This is a genomic window from Actinospica acidithermotolerans (genome assembly GCF_018139625.1).
GTDB lineage: Bacteria > Actinomycetota > Actinomycetes > Streptomycetales > Catenulisporaceae > Actinospica > Actinospica acidithermotolerans.
This window is the reverse complement of the sequence record NZ_JAGSOH010000002.1, coordinates 39,858-58,414: the sequence shown is the minus strand read 5'-3', so window position 1 is coordinate 58,414 and position 18,557 is coordinate 39,858. Positions and strand designations below refer to the sequence as shown.

Below are 18,557 nucleotides of genomic sequence, written 5' to 3'. Positions count from 1 at the left end.
TCCGCTTCTCGCCGAGATGGGCGGGATTCATCCGATCTGATGATCGACGGGCCGCCGGCTCGGGGCCGGATCTCAGCTTCCGAGGAACCTGCCGAACAGCGCCGCGCGCCGCGAGGCACGGCCGGTGCGCGACTCCTCGGCGTCCGCGCCGTCCATCACGCGCAGGCCCAGATTCGCGCCGATCCAGCGGAAAGGCTCGAATTCCCACTTCGGCGACTGATGCCCGACCCAGGGCAGCGCCGTCAGCGGCGTGCGCTTGCCGCGAATCAGATCGGCCAAGGTTCGGCCGGCCAGGTTAGCCGCGCCCACGCCGTCACCCACATAGCCGCCCGCCCACGCCAGCTTGGCCGCGCGGTCGTAGCCGACGGAGGCGAACCAGTCGCGCGGCACGCCGAGCGCGCCGCCCCACGTCCGGCTCACCTGGACGTCGCGCAGGACCGGGAACATCTCGTCGAGGACTCGCTTGAGTTCCGTGTGCACGCGCGGGTGGCTGTCGTACTCCGGCTTGATCGAGGAGCCGTAGTGGTACGGCGCTCCGCGGCCGCCGAACGCGAACCGCCCGTCGGCCGTCCGCTGCCCGTAGATGATCAGATGGCGGCCGTCGGAGAAGGTCTGACGGCCCTTCAGCCCGATCTCGTCCCACTGAGCGTCCGTCAGGGGCTCGGTCGCGAGCATCAGCGAGTAGACGGGGGCGATCGCGCGCTTGAAGCCCGAGATGGTCTTCGTGTAGCCCTCGGTCGCGCGCACGACCGTCTCCGCGCGCACGTTGCCGTGCGGGGTCCGGGCCTCGCCGTTCCAGATCGAGGTGGCCGGCGTCTGCTCGTAGATCTGCACGCCCATCCGCTCGACGACGTCCGCCAGGCCCCTGGCCAGCAGCGCGGGCTGGATCGCCGCGCAGTGCGGGGTGTAGGTGGCGCCGAGCACGTCGGTGGCGGCGAGCTCGGCCTTCGCCTCCTCGGCCGTCAGCAGGCGGTGGTCCTCCTCGCCGAAGCCGTACTCGCGGAACTCGGCGATCTCCTCCTGCGCGCGCTCCAGCTGGACCGGTGTACGTGCGAGGATGATCGTGCCGCCCTTGGCGTAGTGGCAGTCGATGCCCTCCGCCTTGGTGACGGCGCCGACCTCGTCCACGGTCTCGTTGAGCGTCCGCTGCAAGGCGATCGCCGCGTCGCGCGAACCCGCGACCTTCGCGACCTTGGACAGGCTCGACGGGAACAGTGCCGAGCACCAGCCGCCGTTGCGTCCCGACGCGCCGAAGCCCGCGTACTCGGATTCGAGCACGATGACGCGGCAGCCGGGGTCGGCCTTCTTCAGGTAATAGGCCGTCCACAGGCCGGTGTACCCGGCGCCGACGATGACTACGTCGGCCTCGCTGTCGCCGGGCAGCGGCGGGCGCGGGGTGACGGGTTGCGGCAGGGAGTCGTGCCAGAAGCTCGGGCCGGTCACGGGCTTTTTCCTTCAGGAAGTGCGCTGATTCCAGCGGCGGACGTATTCGGGTATCGCGCCGTACTCCGGCTTGAGGTCCGCGGACGGCACCGGGTCGCCCCACTGCCGGATCAGCGGCACGCGCCCGGCCCACACCGGCAGCTCGACATCCTCCGCCGGATCGTCGGGGCCGTCGGCGTTGATCTTCACCGAGCACTCGTCGAGGGGGAGCTCGAGCACAGCGGTGGCCTTGAGCTCCTGCGCGGAGGGCTTGCGGACCTCGTTCCAGCGCTCCGGCATCAGGTGGTCGCTGATCAGGCGCAGGCCGCGCTCCTTGGCCTTGCCGTGCAGCACGCTGCAGTGCCCGAGCACCATCACGCTGCGGTAGTTCATCGAGGACTCGAAGGCCGAGCGGGCCAGCACGAGCCCGTCGAGCAGCGTGACCGTGAGGCAGACGGGGGTGCCGGCCGCGCAGAGCCGGAACAGCCGGCTGGCCGTCGAGCCGTGCACGATGAGCGACTCGTCGTCGCGCGCGTACGCCACCGGCAGCGCGTACGGCTGGCCGGTCTCGTCGGCCAGCGCGAGGTGGCCGACCAGCCCGGCGTCGAGGACCCGATGCAGCATCGAACGGTCCGTGACGGCGAGCTCGGGGATACGTCGAACCCGGGTCCGCTCGGTGGAACCCGGGTTCGCGAGCATTGCTTCCGCGTTCATCGCCCGAGGCAACCCGGGTTCGCGAGCATTGGCTGTGCGTCCATCGGAAGGACTACAGCCTCGTCCAGGCCTCGGTGAGCACCGAACGCAGGATCTGCTCGATCTCGTCGAACTGCTGCTGGTCGCAGATCAGCGGCGGCGCGAGCTGCACGACCGGGTCGCCGCGGTCGTCGGCGCGGCAGTACAGGCCCGCGTCGAACAGCGCCGTCGACAGGAAGCCGCGCAGCAGGCGCTCCGACTCGTCGTCGTCGAACGTGGTCTTGGTGGCCTTGTCCTTGACGAGCTCGATGCCGTAGAAGTACCCGTCGCCGCGCACGTCGCCGACGATCGGCAGGTCGCTCAGCTTCTCCAGCGTGGAGCGGAACGCCTGCTCGTTCTTGAGCACCTGCTCGTTGAGGCCCTCGCGCTCGAAGATGTCCAGGTTGGCCATCGCGACGGCCGCCGAGACCGGGTGCCCGCCGAAGGTGTAGCCGTGCGGGAAGTAGTTGTCGCCCTCGTAGAACGGGGCGGCGATCCGGTCGGAGACGATCGCGGCGCCGATCGGGGAGTAGCCCGAGGTCATGCCCTTGGCGCAGGTGATGATGTCCGGCACGTAGCCGAACTTGTCACAGGCGAACATCGTGCCGAGGCGGCCGAACGCGCAGATGACCTCGTCCGAGACCAGCAGCACGTCGTAGGTGTCGCAGATCTCGCGCAGCCGCTGGAAGTACCCGGGCGGCGGCGGGAAGCAGCCGCCGGAGTTCTGCACCGGCTCGACGAACACGGCGGCCACGGTGTCCGGGCCCTCGGCCAGGATCGCCTGCTCCACCTGGTCGGCGGCCCAGCGGCCGAAGCGCTCGAGGTCCTGGCCGAGCTCCGGTACGCCGGAGATCTCCGCGGCCCGGTAGAAGTTGGTGTTCGGCACCTTGTGCGCGCCGGGCACCAGCGGCTCGAAGTACTTCTTGGCGTCCGGGATGCCGGTGATCGACAGGGCGCCCTGCGGGGTGCCGTGGTAGGCGATCGAGCGGCTGATGACCTTGTGCTTCATCGGCTTGCCGACCAGCTTGAAGTACTGCTTGGCCAGCTTCCAGGCGGTCTCCACCGCCTCGCCGCCGCCCGTGGTGAAGAAGACCTTGTTCAGGTCGCCCGGGGCGTAGGAGGCCAGCCGGTCCGCCAGGTCGATGGCGTTCGGGTGCGCGTAGGACCAGACCGGGAAGAAGGCCAGTTCCCTGGCCTGCTTCGCGGCGGCCTCGGCCAGCTCGGCGCGGCCGTGGCCGGCCTGCACGACGAACAGGCCGGCGAGGCCGTCGAGGTAGCGGCGGCCCTTGGCGTCCCAGATGTACGCCCCGTCGCCCTTGACGATCGTCGGCACCGCGTGGTCCTTGTAGCTGGACATCCGGGTGAAGTGCATCCAGAGGTGGTCGTAGGCGCGGCTGTCGATGGTCTCTGTCATCGGGTACCCCAGGTGTAGGTCTGTTTGTGCAGTTTCAGGTAGACGAAACTCTCGGTGCTCCGCACCTGCGGGATCGCCCGGATCCGCTTGTTGATGATGTACAGGAGCTGGTCGTCGTCCTCCGCGACCACCTCCGCCATCAGGTCGAACGAGCCCGCGGTGGCGACCACGTAGGCCACCTCCTCCATCGCGGACAGCGTCTCGGCCACCGGCTCGATATCACCTTCGCACCGAATGCCGATCATCGCCTGCCGGTTGAAGCCGACGGTGAGCGGATCGGTGACCGCCACCACCTGCATCACTTCGGAGTCGAGCAGGCGCTGCACCCGCTGGCGCACCGCCGCCTCGGACAGCCCCACGGCCTTGGCGATCGTGGCGTAGGACCGCCGACCGTCCTGCTGGAGCTGCTCGATGATCGCCTTGGACACCGGGTCCAAGGACGCTCCCGGGTTTCTGCGCCGGGCCGCGCCGTCGATCGACACGTCGTTCATCATGTCTGCTGTTCCCGTCGTTTGGCAAGGCCGATCCGATGGATTTCGTCTTTCATGGCCGTCATCACCACGGAATCCATAGCTTCGGAGGTCTCGCCGAGTCTCGATATTCGGACTAGAGTGCTGTCGCAGAGCGACCTAGACGACCCTCAGGAGTGCTGTATGGAGCCCCGCGTGCTGCGCAACATCGTCGGCGGCAAGCCCGTCGAGACCGTTGGCGGTAAGACCAGCGAGATCATCGATCCGGTCACCGAGCAGGTGATCGCCCTCGCGCCGGTGTCGAGCGCGGAAGACGTCGAGCACGCGCTGCGCACCGCGAAGGAGGCCTTCAAGGAGTGGCGCAGGAGCACTCCCGCCGCCCGCCAGCTGGCCCTGCTCAAGCTGGCCGACGCCGTCGAGGCGCGGGCGGACGAGTTCGCCGCCGTCGAGTCGCAGAACACCGGCAAGCCGCTCGGGCTCACCCGGACGGAGGAACTCACCCCCATCATCGACCAGCTGCGCTTCTTCGCCGGAGCCGCGCGGGTGCTCGAGGGCAGGGCGACGGGCGAGTACATGGAAGGCCACACCTCCTCGATCCGGCGCGAGCCGGTGGGCGTCTGCGCCCAGGTCACGCCGTGGAACTATCCGCTGCTGATGGCGATCTGGAAGATCGCCCCCGCGCTCGCGGCCGGCAACACCGTGGTGCTCAAGCCCTCGGACACCACGCCGATGTCCACGCTGCTGCTCGCCGAGGTCGCCCAGGAATTCTTCCCCGCCGGCGTCTTCAACGTCGTCTGCGGCGACCGCGACACCGGCCGCGCCCTGGTCGAGAGCAAGATCCCGGCCATGGCCAGCATCACCGGCTCGGTCCGCGCCGGCATGGAGGTCGCGGCCTCCGCGGCCAAGGACGTCAAGCGCGTGCACCTTGAGCTCGGCGGCAAGGCCCCCTGCATCGTCTTCGCCGACGCCGACCTGGACGCGGCCGTCGAGGGCATCAGCGTCGGCGGCTACTTCAACGCCGGCCAGGACTGCACGGCGGCGACCCGGGTCCTGGTGCACGAGAACGTCTACCACGCCTTCGTCGAGAAGCTCGCCGCCGCGGCGGCCGAGACCAAGACCGGCCGGCCGGACGACGAGGACGTGCTGTACGGCCCGCTCAACAACGCCAACCAGCTCGCCCGCGTCCAGGGCTTCATCGAGCGCCTGCCCGCGCACGCCGCCGTCAAGGCCGGCGGCCACCGCGTCGGCGAGGTCGGCTACTTCTTCGCCCCGACCGTCGTCGCCGACCTGAACCAGGACGACGAGATCATCCAGAACGAGGTCTTCGGCCCGGTCATCACCGTGCAGAAGTTCTCCGACGACGACGAGGCCCTCGAGTGGGCCAACGGAGTGGAGTACGGCCTCGCCTCCTCCGTCTGGACCGCCTCGCACTCCCGCGCCCTCGCCTTCAGCCGCGACCTCAACTTCGGCTGCGTGTGGATCAACACCCACATCCCCCTGGTCGCCGAGATGCCGCACGGCGGCTTCGGCCACTCGGGCTACGGCAAGGACCTGTCGATGTACGGCTTCGAGGACTACACCCGCGTCAAGCACGTGATGTCGGCGATCTAGCCGCTCGCCCTGCACGCGGGGTGCGGGCCCGGACAACCGTCCGGGCCTGCACCCGGCGTCTCGAGACTCTGGCACGACTGGTTGGGCGGCCCCCCTCAGACGTTGCGTACGGCCTCCAGCGCCAGCAGCGCGACGTGCAGGGAGAGGCAGGACTCCACCGAGTCGAGGTCGACGCCGAGGACGCGCTCGATGCGGTGCAGCCGCTCGTAGAACGAGGGGCGGGACAGGTGCGCGGCGTCGGCGGCGGCGGACTTGTTGCGGCCCTGGTCGAGGTAGATGCCGAGCATGGCGACGAGGTTGGTGCCGCGCTCGGTGTCGTAGGCGAGCAGGGGGCCGAGCTCGCGCTCGACGTATGTCTGCAGCCGCGCGTCGTCGCGCAGCAGGTGCAGCAGACCCCTGAGGCGCACGTCCACGAGGCGGTGGTACGAGGGGCCGCCGGTCTGGCGGATCGCGGCGTCGGCGACCTGCACTGCCTCGAGGAGCGACCTGCGCGCGTCGCGAACGGCGCCGACGGACGTACCCACGGCGATGGCGAAGTCGCCGCCGTCGGGGCCGGCGAGCTTGCGCACCGAACTGGCGAACGTCTCCAGCGCGACGTCCTCGCGGTCCTGCGGGCCGAGGGCGAGCAGCAGGCCTACGGAGTGTTCGTCCACGGCGCCGATCAGGGCGGCGAGGCGCTTGTCGCGGACGGCGGCCGCCGCGTTGTCGGTGAGTTCGCGCAGGCGGGACTGGTGCTCGAGCGAGGAGGCGTGGCCGCGCAGCCGGAGCACGATGCCGACCAGGCGCTTGTCGTCGAGGCGAACGCCTATCGCACGCGCACGCAGCGATATCTCGGACGAGGAGTGCGCGTGGTTGAGGATCGCCGTCAGCAGCGTGCGGTGGGTCTGGCGCTCCAGCGACTCGCGGTCGCGCTGCATGAGCCGGTTCAGCGCCAGGGTCGCCGCGCCGCGCTCGGCCAGCATGACCAGGCGGCTCGGGGCGGGGGCCGGGATGCCGTCGCAGACGAGCACGAGCCGGCCCCAGTCCTGGCCGCGCGCGCCGACGACCGTGGTCAGCCAGCCGGAACGCTCGTCGTACGCGGTCCGCGTCGCCGGGCGCACGGCGCGGGAGCGGCCCTCCCAGCCGTCGAGCAGCGCCTCCTCCGTGGTCGTGGCCGTGTCGTAGACGAGTACCTGGTGCGCCAGGTTCTCCAGCACGACCGGGTGCCCGGCCATCTTGGCTATCTGCCGGACGACCTCGCCCGGCTCGGCTCCCTCGACCGCGAGTTCGGTAAAGGTTTGGTGAACCTCTTCGGAGGCCCGCAGTTCCGCGAGCTGCGCGTCGATGATCCGCGCGTGGACCGCCTCGGTAATCGTCACGAAACGGGTGTCGCGGCCGAGCGTGATGACCGGAAGGCGGTGCTTCTCCGCGGCGAGCAGCAGCGGCTTCGGCGGGGCCTGCGGGTAGCGTCGGCCCAGCTCGACGACCAGGCCGGCGGCGCCGAGCCCGGCCAGGTCGGCTATGTACCTCGCGAGCGACTCACGGTCGTCCGGCCAGGCGATCGCCGTGGAGAGCACCAGTTCGCCGCCGCGCAGGATCTCGCGCACGTCGGTCAGCTCCGTCACGTGCACCCAGCGCACCCGCCGGTCCAGCCCCGCCGTGCCCGCCACCACGCGCGGGTTGCCCTGGCGCACCGCGTCGAGCGCGAGCACCTCGGCGACGGTCGGGTACCCGGGCAGCAGCGTCGCCCGCGGATCGGGCTGGTCGGTGGGAGGCAGGGACATCGTCGTCAGGCTTTCCATCGGGATTCGGGGAGCGCGTGAGCGGCCGTTCATCCGCCCGTCATGCCGGGTTGCGACAGGTTGTCGCTCGAATGGGCCTACAACAGGCACTCTGACAGCTGGACGGCCGACTGGCAAGGTGCCAGAACTTTCCCTCGAACGACGGACTTCGACGATCGTGATCGGAAAGTCATCAAGAATCCGTCGTTCAGACCAAGTTTCCCTGCGGAATCCCTTGTCGGAAGCGCGTGGTCTATGTCACGATCCTTCGGTCAGAGCGGCAGCGTGGTCGCGGACGCCGGGAGCGCCCTGTTCAGACAACCTGCCAAAGCTGCACGAGCTTCGGCGCCAAAGCGTCTGAAGGGCGCTGGAAGCCAGGGAAGACCGATCACGCTCCGGGAGCGGACACTATGCACCAGTACATCGACGGCGGGCTCGCGGACGGCACAGGAGACGAGGGGCTGTCGGTCCTCGACCCGGCCACCGGCCGGGTGATCGCGAGCTCGGTGCACGCGGGTCCGGCCGACGTGGACCGGGCGGTGGCCGCCGCGCGCGCCGCACTGCCAGGCTGGGCCGGCGCCACCCCCGGCGAGCGCAGCACCCTGATGCACAAGCTGGCCGCGATCCTCGACGGGCGGTCCGCGCAGCTGGCGAGGCTCGAGACCTCGCAGACCGGCAAGCCGATCCGGCTGACCACGAACTTCGACGTGCCGGGCACGGTGGACAACGTCGCGTTCTTCGCCGGCGCCGCGCGCCACCTCGAGGGCAAGGCGCAGGCCGAGTACAGCGGCCTGCACGCCTCCTCGATCCGCCGCGAGCCGATCGGCGTGGTCGGCTCGATCGCGCCGTGGAACTACCCGCTGCAGATGGCCGCGTGGAAGATACTGCCGGCCATCGCCGCGGGCAACACGATCGTGCTCAAGCCCGCCGAGATCACCCCGCTGACGGCGCTGGCCTTCGCCGAGGCGTGCACCGAGGCGGGTATTCCGAACGGCGTGGTCAACGTCGTCACCGGGCTCGGCCGGGTTGCCGGCGAGGCGCTGATCGGCCACCCCGACGTCGACATGGTCTCGTTCACCGGGTCCACGCCGGTCGGCAAGCGCATCGCCGAGATCGCCGCGCAGACCGTCAAGCGCGTGCATCTGGAGCTCGGCGGCAAGGCGCCCTTCGTCGTGTTCGACGACGCGGACCTGGAGGCGGCCATCCACGGTGCCGTCGCCGGATCGCTGATCAACACCGGCCAGGACTGCACGGCCGCCACCCGCGCCTACGTGCACCGCAGCCGCTTCGACGAGTTCGTCGAGGGCGTCGCGGAGCTTTTCGCCGCCGTCAAGCTGGGCGACCCGAACGACCCCGCCACCGACCTCGGCCCGCTCAGCTCGGTGCGCCAGCGGGATTCCGTCGCCGCGTTCGTGGAGCGCGCCCGCGGCTACGGCGCCAAGATCGTGGTCGGCGGCGAGTTCCCGGCGGAGCTGCGCGGGACCGAGTTCGAGAACGGCGCCTACTACCGGCCCACCCTGGTGACCGGCGTGAGCCAGGACTCGGAGATCGTCCAGCAGGAGCTGTTCGGCCCGGCCCTGGTCGCCCTGCCCTTCGACTCCGATGACGAAGCCGTCCGCCTGGCCAACGACACCCCGTTCGGCCTCGCCGCCTCCGCGTGGACCAAGGACCTGGTCCGCGCGCACCGGGCCAGCCGCGACATCAAGGCCGGCTGCGTGTGGATCAACGACCACATCCCGATCATCAGCGAGATGCCGCACGGCGGCTACAAGCAGTCCGGCTACGGCAAGGACATGTCCGCGTACTCGCTCGAGGAGTACACCCAGGTCAAGCACGTCATGCACGACATCACCGGGCTGGCCCGCAAGGACTGGCACCGGACCGTCTTCGACGCCTGACCGCGCACGGCCCGCCGTCCCGGCGCCCTGAACCTCACCCCCCGGGGGGACCCGGATCACCCAGAAGGCTGAGTCGTCTATGCCACCCTCGACACCGTTCCGCGACCCGGACGAACTCCACGAGCAGCGCTCCCTGATCGCCCGGGCCGCGCGCGCCGGCTCGATGCGCAGAAGCAGCCGCACCTATGCCGACTCGAGCGTCGTCAGCCGCCGCAACCTGCTGCGGGCGGGGGCCTTCGGCTCGCTCGCGGTGGCCGGCGCCGGCGCCCTCAGCGCGTGCGGGGTGGATCCGAAGTTCCCGGTCGTGCCGGAGTCCGTGTCCACCGGCCGGACGGGGACCGACTACTCGGACTCCGAGAAGGTGGTCAACTTCCACAACTGGGGCTCGTACATCGACATCGAGTCGGACACGAACACCAGCGACCACCCGACGCTCGACGCGTTCACCAAGAAGTACGGCATCAAGGTGAACTACGTCGAGGACATCACGGACAACAACGAGTACTACACGAAGATCGACCCGGATCTGTCCGCGGGCAAGGACACCGGCGTGGACCTGATGGTCTTCTCGGACTACATGATCCCGATCCTCCGGTACTACAACTACATCGAGAAGCTGGACCTCTCGGTGATGCCCAACCACAAGAACGTGCTGCCCGAGATCCTCAACGACCCGATCGACCCGGGCCGCAGGTTCACCCTCCCCTGGGCCTACGGCTACACCACGATCGCGTACAACACGAAGATCATCAAGGAGCCGGTCACCTCCATCAAGGAGCTGTTCGAGCGGCCCGACCTGCGCGGCCAGGTCGTCCTGTTCGCCGAGATGGAGGACACGGTCGCCTTCGCGCTGCTCGCGCTCGGCATCGACCCGGAGAACTTCACCGACGCGCAGTTCACCGACGCGCTCGACTACATATCCGCGGCGCGCGCCCGCGGCCAGGTGCGGCAGTTCATGGGCCAGGACTACATCAGCTCGTTCAGCCAGGGGAACATCGGGGCGACGATGGCGTACTCGGGCGACGTCGCGCAGCTCGGCATCGACAACCTGGTCACGGTGAACCTGCCCAAGGAGGGCATGCTCTCCTGGTCCGACAACATGTGCATCCCGAACTACGCGCGGCACAAGAAGAACGCCGAGCTGCTGATGAACTGGTACTACAACCCGGACATCGCGGCGCAGCTCGACGACTACATCGACTACATCCCGTGCGTCGACGGCGCGGTCGCCTCGCTGCAGAGCCTCGACCCGACGGCGGCCGCCAGCCCGCTGATCGTGCCCACGGCCAAGATGAAGGCCGGCGCGAAGGGGTTCATGAACCTCAACGTCGACCAGCTCAACGCGTACACCACCCGTTTCCAGCAGATCTCCGGCTGACCCCCCAGAATCGAAGGCAATTGATGAACACTCTCGAGGCGGTCGGCGATCTGCGGCTGACCGGACTGACCAAGCGCTTCGGCTCGTTCACGGCGGTGGACGATCTGGATCTGACGATCCCGCAGGGCTCCTTCTTCGCCCTGCTCGGCGCCTCCGGCTGCGGCAAGACCACCACCCTGCGGATGGTCTCCGGGCTCGAGGACCCGACGGCCGGCCGGATATACATCGGCGACACCGAGGTCACCTCGACCAAGCCGTACAAGCGCCCGGTGAACACGGTCTTCCAGAACTACGCGCTCTTCCCGCACCTGAACATCTACGACAACGTCGCGTTCGGCCTGCGCCGCCGCGGCGTCAAGGACGTCAAGAAGCAGGTCGACGACATCCTGGCGCTGGTCGAGCTGGCCCACCTTGCCAAGCGCAAGCCGACCCAGCTCTCCGGCGGCCAGCAGCAGCGCGTCGCCGTGGCGCGTGCGCTGATCAACCAGCCGCAGGTGCTGCTGCTCGACGAGCCGCTCGGCGCGCTGGACCTGAAGCTGCGCCGGCAGATGCAGATCGAGCTCAAGCGGATCCAGACCGAGGTCGGCCTCACCTTCGTGCACGTCACGCACGACCAGGAGGAGGCCATGACCATGGCCGACACCATCGCCGTGATGAGCGCGGGGCGGATCGAGCAGCTCGGCTCGCCCGAGGAGCTCTACGAGAACCCGGCCACCACGTTCGTCGCGAACTTCCTCGGCCAGTCCAACCTGGTCGCCGGCACCGTGACCGGCAAGGAGGACGGCGTCATCACCGTCGACACGCACGGCGTGCGGATCGCGCTGCCGGAGTCCCGCTCCCGGGTCGAGTCCGGCGCGGTGATCGTCGGCGTGCGTCCGGAGAAGGTGGAGCTCGCGGCCGGGAACGCGGCGATCGAGTCCGGCCGCAACGCGCTGCCCGGCGGCGTCGTCACCGACGCGTCCTTCATCGGCGTCTCCACGCAGTACCTGGTGAAGATGCCCTGGGGCCAGGAGCTTTCGGTCTTCGAGCAGAACACCGGCAAGGAGATCTACCGCCCGGGCGCCGAGGTCACCCTGCACTGGGACGCGACCCAGACCTTCGGCCTGGACGGCAGCCAGGACATCGAGGCGGGCGCCGAGATCGACGACGAGGCGGCCAAGTGACCACTCTGACCGAAGCGCCGCCGAAGGCCTCCGAGGTCCTCGGCGCGCCGAAGAAGAAGCGCAACCTGCTGCCGTACCTCCTGCTCGCGCCCGGCGTGCTGTGGCTGGTGGTCTTCTTCCTGATCCCGATCATCACCGCGATCTCGGCCTCGATCCAGACCGGCAGCCTGGACATGGGCTTCAAGGTCACCTGGAACTGGGCGAACTACTCGTCCACGTTCAGCACCTACAACACCGAGATCATCCACTCGCTGATCTACTCGATCGCGTGCACGGTGATCTGCCTGCTGCTCGGCTATCCGCTCGCGTACTTCATCGCCTTCCGCGGCGGCAAGTGGAAGAACCTGCTGATGGCGCTGGTGATCGCGCCCGCGTTCACCAGCTTCCTGATCCGCACGATCGCATGGGAGACGATCCTGTCCGACCACGGCACCGTGGTCCGGATCATGATCGACCTGCGGATCACGAACCTGATGGACCACCTGGGCCTGATCACCGGGAACCACGTGCTCAACAGCCCCTTCTCGGTCGTGTTCGGCATGGTCTACAACTTCCTGCCGTTCACGGTCCTGCCGCTCTACACGTCGCTGGAGAAGATCGACCCGCGACTTCACGAGGCCGGCCGCGACCTGTACTGCTCGGGCTACCGGACCTGGCGCTACGTCACCTGGCCGCTGTCCCTGCCCGGCGTGATCGCCGGCACTCTGCTGACGTTCATCCCGGCGGTCGGAGACTACGTCAACGCCTACATGCTCGGCAGCCCGAACACGCAGGTGATCGGGCAGGTCATCGAGAACGAGGCGCTGCGCGACGTCTTCGGCTATCCGATCGCGTCCGCGATGGGCGTCATCCTCACCTTCGGCACGCTGCTGATCGTGCTCGCGTACGTCAAAAAGGCCGGTTCGGAGGATCTGCTGTGATGACCAAGACCTTCGACTGGATCAAGGCGCACACCCTCGGGTTCGTCGCCATCCTGATCTTCGTCTTCCTGATCGCGCCGAACGCGGTCATGCTGCTGTTCTCCTTCAACCAGCCGGCGAACAAGTACAACTTCGTCTGGCACAAGTTCTCCCTGAACGCGTGGAAGAACCCGTGCGCGAGCGCGGACATGTGCTCGTCGATCAAGCTGTCGATCACCATCGCGATCATCACGATGATCTTGGCGACGGCGCTCGGCACGATGGTCGCCTTCGCGATGATGCGCTACCGGTTCCAGGGCCGCACATTCCTGAACGTGCTGCTGTTCCTGCCGATGGCGGCGCCCGAGGTCACCATGGGCATCACCCTGATGACCTTCTTCTACAACACGACCGGCAGCAACTCGCTCGGCTTCGACACGATCATCATCGCGCACGTGATGTTCTCGCTGAGCTATGTGGTCGTGACAGTCAAGGCGCGGCTCGCGGGCATGGATCCGACGCTGGAGAACGCGGCTGCGGACCTGTACGCGACGCCGTTCCAGACCTTCCGCCGGGTGACGCTGCCGCTGGTGATGCCGGGCATCCTGGCCGCAGCACTGCTCTCCTTCGCGCTGTCGATCGACGACTACATCATCACGGTACTGACGGCCGGCAACGAGGTGACGTTCCCGATGTACGTCTACTCCTCGTTCCAGCACTCGGTCCCGGCGCAGATCGACGTCATCGGTTCGACGATGCTGCTCATCACGCTGGCCGGCATCACGTTCGCCCAGGTGCCGCAGATCATCAAGACCCGTAAGGCGTAACACGCGGCGGTTCTCACTCGGGCGGCGGTCTTCGCGGAGACCGCCGCCCGAGCGTTTCGGGCGGCGGTGCGAACTTCCAGAGTGCAAGATTCGAGGAGGTGATCGGACACCGTTGCCTTTGGTGCGCGCCCCACGGCCGGCGCCAGGATGAATTCAGCAAGCGCTTTTCAGACACAGTGAGAGGGATCCCCATGGAAGTCAGCCATGCGTTGGCCGGGGCCGCGCCGGTGCCGTTCTGGCTGGACGACCCCGGCCGGCCGGCTGCCCTGCCCGCCCTCGCCGAGGACCTGACCTGCGATCTGGCGGTGGTCGGCGGCGGGTACAGCGGGCTGTGGACCGCGCTGATCGCCAAGGAGCGGGATCCCGGCCGCGAGGTCGTGCTCGTCGAGGCGAACCGGATCGGCTGGGCGGCCTCCGGGCGCAACGGCGGCTTCGCCGAGGCGTCGCTCACCCACGGGCTTCCGAACGGGATCGACCGCTTCGAGCCGGAGCTGCGCACCCTGGTCAAGCTCGGCGAGGCGAACCTGGACGCGATGCAGGCGAGTGTGGAGCGCTACGGCATCGACTGCGACTTCGAGCGCACCGGCCAGCTGAGCGTGGCCACCGCGGAATGGCAGGCGAAGGACCTGGCCGAGTACGCGGACGTGGCCGGGCAGTACGGCGAGCACGTGGAGTTCCTCGACCGCGAGGCGATCCGCGCCCAAGTCGATTCGCCGACCTACCTCGCGGGCCTGTGGGACCGCGAGGGCTGCGCGATGGTGCACCCGGCCAAGCTAGCCTGGGGGCTGCGCGATGCCTGCCTCGCGCTCGGCGTGAAGATCTACGAGGGTACGCGCGTCACCGGGCTGGAGAAGACCGAGAAGGGGATGGCGCTGCGTACCCTGAACGGCCGTCAGATCTCGGCCGAACGGGTGGCTCTCGGCACGAACGTCTTCCCGTCGCTGGTCAAGCGGGTGCGGCCGTACATCGTGCCGGTCTACGACTACGCGCTGATGACCGAGCCGCTGACGGACGCGCAGATGGAGTCGATCGGCTGGCGCAACCGCCAGGGGATCGGCGACAGCGCGAACCACTTCCACTACTACCGGCTGAGCGCGGACAACCGGATCCTGTGGGGCGGCTACGACGCCGTCCACCACTTCGGCAGCCGCATCGCGCCGGAACTCGACCAGCGTCCGAAGACCTTCGAGAAGCTGGCGCGGCACTTCTACGAGGCGTTCCCCCAGTTGGCGGAGGTGGCCTTCACCCACAAGTGGGGCGGCGTCATCGACACGTGCACCAGGTTCTGCGCGTTCTTCGACACGGCTTACGACGGACGAGTGGCGTACGCGGCTGGCTTCACCGGATTAGGCGTAGGCGCGACCCGGTTCGGCGCGCAGGTCATGCTGGACCTGCTGTCCGGCGAGCAGACCGAACTGACCGAGCTGGAGATGGTGAAGTCGAAGCCGCTGCCGTTCCCGCCGGAGCCGTTCAAGTCCATCGGCATCAACGCCACGGCCTGGTCGCTGGGCCGCGCGGACCGCAACGGCGGCAAGCGCAACCTCTGGCTGCGCACGCTGGACCGCTTCGGTCTCGGCTTCGACTCGTAGTCCGCACGGGGTGGTCCGCGGGGTAGTCCGCACGGGGTGTGTAAGGCGAAACGCGCGGGGACCGACACCCTGGAAAGTGACGCGACCCCCGCGCGGGCCGCAGACTCGGAAACAGGACTCCCGCAATCACACTGAAGAGGTCTTCCGTGAGCAAGCATGTGACGCACTGGATCGACGGCCGACCGTGGACCGGCTCGGCCGAGCGGCGAGGCGAGATCTACGACCCGGCCACCGGTGCGCTCACCGGCGCGGTGGACTTCGCCTCGGTGCGCGAGGTGGACGACGCCGTGGCCGCGGCCGCCGCGGCGTTTCCGGCCTGGCGGGCGGTGTCGCTGGCCAAGCGGGCCTCGATCCTGTTCAACTTCCGCGAGCTGATCAACGCGCGCCGCGACGAGCTCGCCGCGATCATCGTCTCCGAGCACGGCAAGGTGCACTCGGACGCCCTCGGCGAGGTCGCCCGCGGCATCGAGGTCGTCGAGTTCGCCTGCGGCATCCAGCAGCTGCTCAAGGGCGGCTTCACCGACCAGGCGTCCACCGGCGTCGAGGTCTACGAGCTGCAGCAGCCGCTCGGCCCGGTCGCGATCATCTCGCCGTTCAACTTCCCGGCGATGGTCCCGATGTGGTTCTTCCCGCTCGCGATCGCCACCGGCAACACGGTGATCGTCAAGCCCAGCGAGAAGGACCCGTCGGCCGCGAACTGGCTGGCCGCGCTGTGGAAGGAGGCCGGGCTGCCGGACGGCGTGTTCAACGTCGTGCACGGCGACAAGGTCGCGGTGGACCGCATCCTGGAGCACCCGGACGTCAAGGCCGTCTCCTTCGTCGGCTCGACCCCGATCGCCCGCTACGTCTACGAGAACGGCACCCGCTACGGCAAGCGCGTGCAGGCCCTCGGCGGCGCCAAGAACCACATGCTGGTGCTCCCGGACGCCGACCTGGACCTGGCCGCCGACTCGGCGGTCAACGCCGGCTTCGGCGCGGCCGGCGAGCGCTGCATGGCGGTGTCCGTGCTGGTCGCGGTGGACCCGATCGGCGACGAGCTGGTCGGCAAGATCGTCGACCGGATGGGCAAGCTGCGGGTCGGCCCGGGCTGCTCGGCGACCTCGGAGATGGGCCCGCTGGTCACCGGCGTGCACCGGGACAAGGTCACCTCGTACCTGGACGCGGGCGTCGCGGCCGGCGCGACGCTGGTGGTCGACGGCCGCAAGCACCCGGTCGACTCGCTCGCCGAGTCGGGTGTGGACACCACCAACGGCTTCTGGCTCGGCCCGACGCTGTTCGACAACGTCGGGCGCGAGATGCCGGTCTACACGGACGAGATCTTCGGCCCGGTGCTCTCGGTGGTGCGCGCCAAGTCGTACGAGGAGGCGCTCGAGCTGATCAACTCCAACCCGTACGGCAACGGCACCGCGATCTTCACCAACGACGGCGGCGCGGCGGCGAAGTTCCGCAACGAGGTCGAGGTCGGCATGGTCGGCATCAACGTGCCGATCCCGGTGCCGGTGGCCTACTACTCGTTCGGCGGCTGGAAGGCCTCGCTGTTCGGCGACTCGCACGCCTACGGAACGCAGGGCGTGCACTTCTACACCCGGACCAAGGCCGTGACCCAGCGCTGGCTGGACCCGTCGCACGGCGGCATCAACCTGGGCTTCCCGACGAACGCCTAAGGGTTCTGCCTGCGCAGCGCATCGTGCAATCGGCGTACTTATATACGCCGATTGCACGATGTTTCGTCGTGCGGCGGCGGTGATGCTGGATGCATGACGAAACATGCGAACTATGACAAGGGAGCCGTCGAGCGGCTCTTCGAGAGCCAGGGCGGCCTGGCCGGCCGGTCGCAGCTGATCGAGCTCGGGGTCCCGCCGTCCACGATCCGGCTCCGCGAGGGCCCGCGCGGGCCGTGGCGCCGGGTGCTCAAGGGCGTCTGCGCAAGCCGCGAGGACGCGCTGAAGGGCCTCGGCCGGATCCGGGCCGCGCTGCTCTACGCGGGGCCGGGCGCGGTGGTGACCGGGCTCGCCGCGCTGCGCCTGCACCGGGTCGCCGCGGCCTTGGCCTCAGGGCAAGAGCCGCAGGTCAAGGTGCTCATCCCGCACGGCCGCAGGCGGCAGTCGCACGGCTTCGTGCTCGTCGGGCGCTCGACGAGGATGCCCGAGCCGGTGCGTATCGAGGGCTGCCCGGTGGCGCCGCTGCCGCGCGCGGCGGTGGATGCGTGCCTCGATCTGAAGGACAAGGAATACGTCCGCTCGATCGTCAACGAGCTCGTCTACAGCCGCCGCTGCACGCCCGCGCAACTGTGCACGGAGCTGGCGGCGCATCAGACGCAGCGTTCGGCCCGGATGCGCGCCGTGCTGGCGGAGTTCAGCGCGGGCATCCGCACGCGGGAGGAGGCGGTCTGCCAGGAGCGGCTGGCCCGGACCTCGGCGCCGAGTCCGCTGTGGAACCGCCGCATCTTCGAGCAGGCCACCGGTTGCGTGGCCGTGCTCCCGGGGGCGTTCTGGCCGGACCGCGGCATCGCGCTCGAAGTGGCCCCCGGCTTCCAGCCGAGTCCGGCCGCGCTGGATCGGGCCGTGGCGCGCCGTCGCTGGATGGCCTCGGTGCTGCGGCTGACGGTGGCCCAGGTCACCCCGACCCAGATCCGCGAGAGTTGGGACGAGGTGTGGGAGGAGCTGCGCGGGCTGCTCAACCGCCCGCCGACCTACCGGCTGCCGCGCGGATACGCCCTGGCCTGATCGACATGCCTCAACACCAGCAGCCAGGCGCCGCACCAGCAGAGCGAGCCCAGGATGTCCGTCAGCCAGTGGTAGTTCGACCAGAGCAGCCCGAAGATCGTCAACACCAGCAGCAGTACGGCGATGCCGCCGAGCACCCGCCGCGCGAGTCGGCTCGTCCAGACGAACAGGCCGAGCACATAGGCGGCCGTGACATAGCAGCAGACCGCGTCCGCCGTGTGGCCGGAGGGGAAGAAGCCGAGTGCCGCGTTGCCGAGGGTGACCTCGCCCGGGCCCGGCCGGCCGACCCAGATCTTCAGCGGAATCACCGTGGCCAGCACGATCCAGGCCGCCACGGCCAGCAGCGCCGGCCGCCGGGAGCGGTCGCGCCAGACGGCGAGCAGGGCCGCGACCGCCAGGCTCAGGATCGCCGGAGCCTGATCCCCGAGATTCGCACAGCCGCGGCCGAAGGCCGCGAGCCATTCCAGCCCCGAGGAGGTGGCGGCGTCTTGAATCCCGTCGCGCACGTGCAGGTCGAGCCTGGTCAGCGGGCCGTGCGTGACCACCTGCCAGGTCAGCAGCCCGAACAGGCACAGCAGCGCGCCCGGCGCGATCCACCAGGTCGGCCGGGCAGCGCGGGCGCGGGACTCGATCATCGCCCCAGACCCTACGCCCTCGGGCAGGTCGGG

General features: G+C 69.1%; 15 protein-coding genes. 9 read left to right on the top strand and 6 right to left on the bottom strand.

Annotation, left to right across the window (positions count from 1 at the left end; translation table 11 throughout):
• Positions 1–72 precede the first annotated feature (72 nt).
• From KDK95_RS01070 to KDK95_RS01055, 4 genes are read right to left on the bottom strand one after another with little or no spacing between them, the layout of a single operon-like run.
• On the bottom strand, positions 73–1,443 hold the full coding sequence (locus KDK95_RS01070) for an NAD(P)/FAD-dependent oxidoreductase (protein ID WP_212516037.1): 1,371 nt from the start codon (positions 1,441–1,443) through the stop codon (positions 73–75).
• A 12-nt stretch (positions 1,444–1,455) separates the two neighbouring features.
• Complete coding sequence (locus tag KDK95_RS01065; protein WP_212516036.1) at positions 1,456–2,136, bottom strand: pyridoxamine 5'-phosphate oxidase family protein; 681 nt, start codon at positions 2,134–2,136, stop codon at positions 1,456–1,458.
• 52 nt (positions 2,137–2,188) lie between these two features.
• Complete coding sequence (locus tag KDK95_RS01060) at positions 2,189–3,568, bottom strand: aspartate aminotransferase family protein (RefSeq protein WP_212516035.1); 1,380 nt, start codon at positions 3,566–3,568, stop codon at positions 2,189–2,191.
• A complete protein-coding gene (locus KDK95_RS01055) occupies positions 3,565–4,059 on the bottom strand; it encodes an Lrp/AsnC family transcriptional regulator (protein ID WP_249160007.1) in 495 nt (164 codons plus the stop codon). The genes KDK95_RS01060 and KDK95_RS01055 overlap by 4 nt, the downstream gene beginning before the upstream one ends.
• A 162-nt stretch (positions 4,060–4,221) precedes the next feature.
• Here KDK95_RS01055 and KDK95_RS01050 point away from each other — a divergent pair, with 162 nt between their 5' ends.
• Positions 4,222–5,649: a gamma-aminobutyraldehyde dehydrogenase gene (locus KDK95_RS01050; protein WP_212516034.1), complete on the top strand. Its 1,428-nt coding sequence runs from the start codon at positions 4,222–4,224 to the stop codon at positions 5,647–5,649.
• A gap of 95 nt (positions 5,650–5,744) precedes the next feature.
• Here KDK95_RS01050 and KDK95_RS01045 read toward each other — a convergent pair whose 3' ends face one another.
• Complete coding sequence (locus tag KDK95_RS01045; protein ID WP_249159994.1) at positions 5,745–7,412, bottom strand: PucR family transcriptional regulator; 1,668 nt, start codon at positions 7,410–7,412, stop codon at positions 5,745–5,747.
• A gap of 407 nt (positions 7,413–7,819) precedes the next feature.
• On the opposite strand from KDK95_RS01045, the gene KDK95_RS01040 reads away from it, so the two are divergent.
• The 8 genes from KDK95_RS01040 to KDK95_RS01005 all read left to right on the top strand — a co-directional run bounded on the left by KDK95_RS01040 (position 7,820) and on the right by KDK95_RS01005 (position 17,889).
• The gene (locus tag KDK95_RS01040) at positions 7,820–9,307 is read left to right on the top strand and encodes a gamma-aminobutyraldehyde dehydrogenase (protein ID WP_212516032.1); all 1,488 of its coding nucleotides are present in this window, start codon (positions 7,820–7,822) and stop codon (positions 9,305–9,307) included.
• A 79-nt stretch (positions 9,308–9,386) separates the two neighbouring features.
• The gene (locus KDK95_RS01035) at positions 9,387–10,685 is read left to right on the top strand and encodes a polyamine ABC transporter substrate-binding protein (protein WP_212516031.1); all 1,299 of its coding nucleotides are present in this window, start codon (positions 9,387–9,389) and stop codon (positions 10,683–10,685) included.
• A gap of 23 nt (positions 10,686–10,708) precedes the next feature.
• Positions 10,709–11,848, top strand: a complete 1,140-nt coding sequence (locus KDK95_RS01030) for an ABC transporter ATP-binding protein (protein ID WP_212516030.1) — start codon at positions 10,709–10,711, stop codon at positions 11,846–11,848.
• Complete coding sequence (locus KDK95_RS01025; protein WP_212516029.1) at positions 11,845–12,768, top strand: ABC transporter permease; 924 nt, start codon at positions 11,845–11,847, stop codon at positions 12,766–12,768. The genes KDK95_RS01030 and KDK95_RS01025 overlap by 4 nt, the downstream gene beginning before the upstream one ends.
• A complete protein-coding gene (locus KDK95_RS01020) occupies positions 12,768–13,574 on the top strand; it encodes an ABC transporter permease (protein WP_212516028.1) in 807 nt (268 codons plus the stop codon). The genes KDK95_RS01025 and KDK95_RS01020 overlap by 1 nt, the downstream gene beginning before the upstream one ends.
• 191 nt (positions 13,575–13,765) lie before the next feature.
• Positions 13,766–15,163 (top strand): NAD(P)/FAD-dependent oxidoreductase, encoded by a 1,398-nt coding sequence (locus KDK95_RS01015; protein WP_212516027.1) that lies wholly within the window; start codon positions 13,766–13,768, stop codon positions 15,161–15,163.
• Positions 15,164–15,309: 146 nt separating this feature from the next.
• Complete coding sequence (locus KDK95_RS01010; protein ID WP_212516026.1) at positions 15,310–16,827, top strand: CoA-acylating methylmalonate-semialdehyde dehydrogenase; 1,518 nt, start codon at positions 15,310–15,312, stop codon at positions 16,825–16,827.
• Between the two features lie 93 nt (positions 16,828–16,920).
• Positions 16,921–17,889, top strand: a complete 969-nt coding sequence (locus KDK95_RS01005) for a hypothetical protein (RefSeq protein ID WP_212516025.1) — start codon at positions 16,921–16,923, stop codon at positions 17,887–17,889.
• Here the strand turns inward: KDK95_RS01005 and KDK95_RS01000 are convergent.
• Positions 17,856–18,524, bottom strand: a complete 669-nt coding sequence (locus tag KDK95_RS01000) for a phosphatase PAP2 family protein (protein WP_212516024.1) — start codon at positions 18,522–18,524, stop codon at positions 17,856–17,858. The genes KDK95_RS01005 and KDK95_RS01000 overlap by 34 nt on opposite strands.
• Between the last annotated feature and the right edge of the window lie 33 nt (positions 18,525–18,557).